General features: G+C 60.4%; 7 protein-coding genes and 1 tRNA gene. 3 read left to right on the top strand and 5 right to left on the bottom strand.

All coding sequences use genetic code 11. The features are described from left to right. Positions 1–832: phospholipase A (locus tag ADADOO_RS04335; RefSeq protein WP_511275316.1), on the bottom strand; the 832-nt coding region annotated here is incomplete at its 3' end. A 486-nt stretch (positions 833–1,318) separates the two neighbouring features. Here ADADOO_RS04335 and ADADOO_RS04330 point away from each other — a divergent pair. Continuing rightward, positions 1,319–1,393: transfer RNA gene (locus ADADOO_RS04330), tRNA-Thr, on the top strand. 28 nt (positions 1,394–1,421) lie between these two features. On the opposite strand, the gene ADADOO_RS04325 is transcribed toward ADADOO_RS04330, so the two are convergent. The 4 genes from ADADOO_RS04325 to ADADOO_RS04310 all read right to left on the bottom strand — a co-directional run bounded on the left by ADADOO_RS04325 (position 1,422) and on the right by ADADOO_RS04310 (position 3,813). Next, a complete protein-coding gene (locus tag ADADOO_RS04325; protein ID WP_511275315.1) occupies positions 1,422–1,622 on the bottom strand; it encodes a hypothetical protein in 201 nt (66 codons plus the stop codon). A gap of 242 nt (positions 1,623–1,864) precedes the next feature. Then, positions 1,865–2,539, bottom strand: a complete 675-nt coding sequence (locus tag ADADOO_RS04320; RefSeq protein WP_511275314.1) for an SIMPL domain-containing protein — start codon at positions 2,537–2,539, stop codon at positions 1,865–1,867. After that, positions 2,536–2,790, bottom strand: coding sequence for a GlsB/YeaQ/YmgE family stress response membrane protein (locus ADADOO_RS04315; protein ID WP_511275312.1), 255 nt, complete (start codon positions 2,788–2,790; stop codon positions 2,536–2,538). The genes ADADOO_RS04320 and ADADOO_RS04315 overlap by 4 nt, the downstream gene beginning before the upstream one ends. Positions 2,791–2,925: 135 nt before the next feature. Then, positions 2,926–3,813, bottom strand: coding sequence for a LysR family transcriptional regulator (locus ADADOO_RS04310; protein WP_511275310.1), 888 nt, complete (start codon positions 3,811–3,813; stop codon positions 2,926–2,928). Between the two features lie 95 nt (positions 3,814–3,908). Between ADADOO_RS04310 and ADADOO_RS04305 the strand changes: the two genes are divergently transcribed. Further along, positions 3,909–4,712 carry a DODA-type extradiol aromatic ring-opening family dioxygenase gene (locus ADADOO_RS04305; RefSeq protein ID WP_511275308.1) on the top strand — a complete coding sequence of 268 codons (804 nt, stop codon included), beginning with the start codon at positions 3,909–3,911 and terminating at the stop codon, positions 4,710–4,712. Positions 4,713–4,762: 50 nt separating this feature from the next. Beyond that, positions 4,763–5,066 (top strand): cytochrome b (locus ADADOO_RS04300; protein WP_511275318.1); only part of this gene is annotated, 304 nt, incomplete at its 3' end.

Below are 5,066 nucleotides of genomic sequence, written 5' to 3'. Positions count from 1 at the left end.
GCGTAGAAGTGCCCGGCAACCAGGCCATGATGACTTCGCCGCGCCCGATGTAATCCACAAGATCGGGGTTGTCATCCTTGCCCTGCACGCGAATTCGTTGATTGTCACGGATCTGCAGGCTGAAGTCGCCATGCTCGAAACCGGCGCCCAGGGTAATCCGGTTCCAGCTCCGGGAAAGCGGATCGCTTTGCCCGTTCGACTGGTGGGCAAAGCCCACCTGAAGCATGCGCAGGTTCCAACCCAGCGGAAGTTTCCCGAATTTCTCGGGAACGGGCACGACATAGATCATTTCCGGCTGGTAGTCAGTGCTGCGAAATGGCGATGAATCCCCGGAATCCCACAACTGCCAAAGTGAATGCTGGGTATACGCAGCCCACAGATCGGCTCCCGGCAACAGCAGGTCTTCCACAATTTTTGCACGCAGGGAAATTTGCAGCTTGGCCTCGACGCTGCGGTAGTCATGGTTGCCCGCGCTGGCCGCCTGCGTCGGACTGTGCGGAGTACGGTTCAGGTTCGACGTGTAATGCATGGGCAGCAGGAAGTTGGGCAGGTAGGTGCGAACAACGAAGGTATTGCGCTTGTCCGTAGGGCCAAGCTCCCAGATTTTCGACATATTCGACGATTCGCGCTGGCTGTCGCAGGTGGCCACCTGCGCATCGATCCGGGCATCACTGATCGGTTCGCTCCCGGCTTTCAGTCGCTTGTAGGCGTTGTCGTAGCAGGCCAGTCGCAGGCGGTCATCCGCTTCGTCGGCACATCCCATCAAAGGCTCGGCGGCCATCGCAGACCCCGCCAGCCAGGCCAGCACAAGGGCAGCCATCTTCTTGCTCATATTTTTCCCCGTTACCACACCTGCCCTTTCGGCAGTTGGCGCCAAGGCTACTCTGACCAGGCTCGACGTCTGTTGGCTCGCACACATACCAAGCTATCATTTTTCGACCAAATTCAGACGGCAATCTGGCAAGGAGCGAAGTGGCTCCTTGAAATAACTGCATCTAACCTGGCGAACGATACAAAGGCGCCGGGAACAGGTGTGAGTAATAGGCGTCCGTTGGAAACGCCCACGGAAATCCATCCCTTAAGCAACATAGCGTTTCAAACATTAATTTTGCCAAACACGACGGCCACTACGCTGTTACAATGCGCCCCGCTTGAACGTGATCACCAGTCGCGTTACAGGTATCCGGAAATTATTTGGACACCCAAGCGCATAGCAATTGACGGTATTTCTGACGGTATCCAAAAGATCGAATCAGAAGAAACGACGTAACCACGGCCTATATGGCGGTTACTTTGACCCCGTCAGGAGCACCAGGTTGCCCATGTGGCTCAGTGGTAGAGCACTCCCTTGGTAAGGGAGAGGTCGGCAGTTCGATCCTGCCCATGGGCACCACCCCGCTTGCCGTCGCCACCCGGCGAATTTACTGCCTGGCAGCGATCAAACCACTCTGTTTTAGCGCGGTGAGAAACTCACTGAAGTTTGCTTCGCGAACCGTGATGTTGCTCAAGGTGTCACGCAAGCTGAATACCGACAGGTCGATTTCCCCAGCGTGAGCATTCCCCTTGCTGGCAACTTTGCTGCCAGTTTGCGTTGGACTTGCCTTGGTGCTGGTGAGGGACATTTTCCTGTTTTCCTGAGTTGACGGATTCATTCTGCGCTGCGCATTCCGAGGTGTCTGTGAACAAATTCACAGTGCATTGCCAGCCAGAAAATTTATGGCCGACTTGCCAACAATCCTTAATGAAACAATGTTTTAAACGATTCCATAAGTAAGGAAAGCTATTTCAAATTCGGGCAAAATTTCCGGTTGACCGTAGCAACGACCCCGCTGGGCGTTGCGCTTGAAGTTCTATGCTGCTGCATTCAGTCGTCCAGTTCGATCTGCCCGCCGACATGGGCCGTGACCAGGCTTTCGCCGGCCTCCAGCGGGGCCGGGGCGGCTTCTGCCGCCATCGCGATGCCACGCACGGCACGCATCATCGGCACGGGCATGCCACCGCCTTGCTGGACATTGAGGTGCTTGATTTTCCAGCCCTTGCCGAGCTGCTCGGCGATCAACGCAGCGCGGCTCTGGAAGGCGCGAATTGCCTCGCGGGTGGCTTCGTCTTCCACCGTGCGCCGGGTTTCGGGCGACGGCAGCAGACTGACTTCGCCAACGGCCAGGCGTATTTGCTGGAGTTTGCCAAGCGTCTCCGACACACCGCCCAGATCCTTCGATTCAAGAATCAGCTCGCTGCGCATACGCCAGCCATCGATTTTTTGCCCCTGACCGTACACCGGGTAGGTGGACTGCTGGCCGCTCTTGACTGCGATGCCGGCCTTGCTGCGAATCAGCTTGAGCGCCTCGGCAAGGTCGGCGTTCACGCGCTGGGCCAGCTCGGCTGGATGCTTGCCGCTGGCTTCGCTGTACACGCTGGCGCGCACCATGTCGTTGCTGGCCGGGCGGCTGACCTGGGCTGACAGATCGACCAGCGCGCCGGCCTGGGCTGGCGCCGCGGCGAGACAGCCGACGAGCAGCGTAACGAGCGCCTTGCTCATTGCTGTGGCTTGTCGCGCAAGCGGCCGTAGGCCACCAGCAGGACGAAGGCGACGACGATGGAGGCAACAAATCCGGCGCCCTCGCCGGCCCGATACCAGCCCAGCGCCTGGCCGACCATGCCGGCCACGAACGAGCCACCAATGCCAAGCAGGATGGTGGCCATGAAGCCCATGTTGTCCTTGCCGGGGTGCAGGAGCTTGGCGATGATGCCGACCACAAGGCCGACCAGAATGGTCCACACGATTCCCATTGTTCAAACCCCTTTCACGTGACTTTCAATGCCAGGCGCAAGTATGCCTGTCACGGAAATATAACGCTTGGCCGGTATGACGGTTGGCAGGATTCGGTAAAGAATTGTGTTCCGCGCAGACCGCCTTTCTGGCCACTACTGCCCGGCCAGCCGTTCGGCCAGCGACGCCATGAGCACCCGCACGCGATGCGGGACGTGGCGGTTGCTGGGCAGGATGGCATAGATGCCCAGCTCGGGAATCGGATAATCGGCAAGAATTTCGACGACCCGGCCGCTGGCCAGAAAGGGATCGGCAATGAAATCCGGCTGGCAGCTGATGCCCAGCCCCTGTGCCGTCGCTTCGCTCAGCACCTCGCCGTTGTTGGCATTGAGGCGGCTGCGCACATGGAAACTTTCGAGTTGCCCATCGACCATGAATTGCCAGAGCTGACTGCTGCCGGCGTTGGTGTAGCCGAGGCAAACGTAGTTTGCCAAATCGGCCGGTTTTTCCGGTTGACCGTGGCGCGCCAGGTATTCCGGGGCGGCCACGACGAGCAGGCGACTGGCGCCGATCTTGCGCGCTACGTCGCCCGCTTCGAGCCGCCGGGTGATACGGATCGACAGGTCAATGCCCTCTTCAATGAGGTTCACGCGCCGGTCACTGAAATCCATGTCGAGCGAGACTTCCGGATAGCGCTGCGAGAAATCGAGCAGGATCGGCGCCAGTCGTTTCATGCCGTAACTGAGCGGCAGACTGACGCGGATATTGCCACGCGGCGTCAGGCGCTCCTCGGCGACGCCGGTTTCGGCCGCTTCGACGAGGTTGAGGATGACCCGGCATTTTTCGAGGTAGGCCGTGCCGCCCGAGGTCAGGGCCAGCCGGCGCGTGCTGCGCGCCATGAGCTTGACGCCGAGATGGGCTTCGAGCGCGGCAATCTGCCGCGTCACGACTGAACGGGCGACGCCCAATTGCTGCGCCACGGCCGAAAAGCTGCCGAGTTCGGCCACCCGAACGAAGAGATGCATGGCGTCGAGGCGATCCATTGTTGCAACTCCAGCAATAGTAATTTGCACATTGTCGGCTATTTCGTTCCAAATAACAGGCCTAAAGTACGCCCATCGACACAGGAATTGCCGCCATGACACAGATCCAACCCGCCCTTTTTGTTCCGCACGGCGCGCCGACTTTCGCGCTGCGCCCGGGCGCAGCCGGCGCTGCCTTGTCGGCCCTGGCCGGATCGCTGGCCCTGCCGCGGGCCATTGTCATCGTCAGCGCCCACTGGGATACGGCGATACCGACCGTCGGCTTCGCCGAGCGCCCGGAAACGATCCACGACTTCTCGGGTTTCCCGGATGAACTCTATGAAATTCGCTACCCGGCCACCGGCTGCCGCGAGGCCTCCGAAGAAGTCGTCGCTGCCTTGAAGGCCGCCGGCCTGCCAGTCGCCACCGATGCCAATCGCGGCCTCGACCACGGCGCCTGGGTGCCGCTGCGCCTGATGTTTCCCGAGGCCGACGTACCGGTCATTCCGCTCTCCATCCAGAGCCGCGGCGGCCCGGCCCAAGCCTACAAGCTGGGCCAGGCCCTGGCGCCGCTGACATCCAGGGGCTTTCTCGTCATTGCCTCGGGCAACCTGACCCACAATCTGCGCGACTACCAGTTGGCAGCCCGCAACTCCGGTCAGACGCCAGCCTATGTGCGCGAGTTCACCCACTGGCTGGCCGATCATCTGTATGCTAACGACATCGACGCCCTGCTCGACTACCGCCAGCAAGCCCCCGGCGGCGCGCAAGCCCAGCCAAGCGAAGAACATTTGCTGCCCTTGTATGTCGCACTCGGTGCTGGTGGCGAAAACGCCGAGGCCAAGCGCTTCCATGCCGGCATCGACGATTACGTCATCGCCATGGATGCCTATTCATTTTTGCCGAAAAAAGGAGGTTGACCGTGGCAATCCAACATTACACCAGCACCGCCAAGTTCCTTCACTGGCTCATGGCCATCCTGCTCTTCGGCCTGCTCGCGCTCGGCTTTTACATGCACGACCTGCCGCTGTCGCCGGACAAGCTCAAGCTTTATTCCTGGCATAAATGGGCGGGCGTCAGCGCCTTCCTGCTCCTCGGCTTTCGCCTGCTCTGGCGCTTCACGCATCGCCCGCCGGCCCTGCCCGAGAGCATGCCGAAGCTCGTGCAGTTCGCCGCCCACGCCGGCCACTTGGCGCTCTATGGGCTGATGCTCGCCATCCCGCTGTCCGGCTGGCTGATGAGTTCAGCCAAGGGATTCCAGACGGTTTATTTCG

It is taken from the genome of Azonexus sp., from assembly GCF_036170495.1.
Lineage (GTDB): Bacteria > Pseudomonadota > Gammaproteobacteria > Burkholderiales > Rhodocyclaceae > Azonexus.
The sequence above is the reverse complement of the archived record's forward strand: the minus strand, read 5'-3'. Positions and strand labels throughout refer to the sequence as shown.

Bases quoted from the DNA above. Each gene is read 5' to 3' on its own strand.
- ADADOO_RS04325 (WP_511275315.1), bottom strand. From the start codon at position 1,622: ATGTCCCTCACCAGCACCAAGGCAAGTCCAACGCAAACTGGCAGCAAA.
- ADADOO_RS04320 (WP_511275314.1), bottom strand. From the start codon at position 2,539: ATGAGCAAGGCGCTCGTTACGCTGCTCGTCGGCTGTCTCGCCGCGGCG.
- ADADOO_RS04315 (WP_511275312.1), bottom strand. From the start codon at position 2,790: ATGGGAATCGTGTGGACCATTCTGGTCGGCCTTGTGGTCGGCATCATC.
- ADADOO_RS04310 (WP_511275310.1), bottom strand. From the start codon at position 3,813: ATGGATCGCCTCGACGCCATGCATCTCTTCGTTCGGGTGGCCGAACTC.
- ADADOO_RS04305 (WP_511275308.1), top strand. From the start codon at position 3,909: ATGACACAGATCCAACCCGCCCTTTTTGTTCCGCACGGCGCGCCGACT.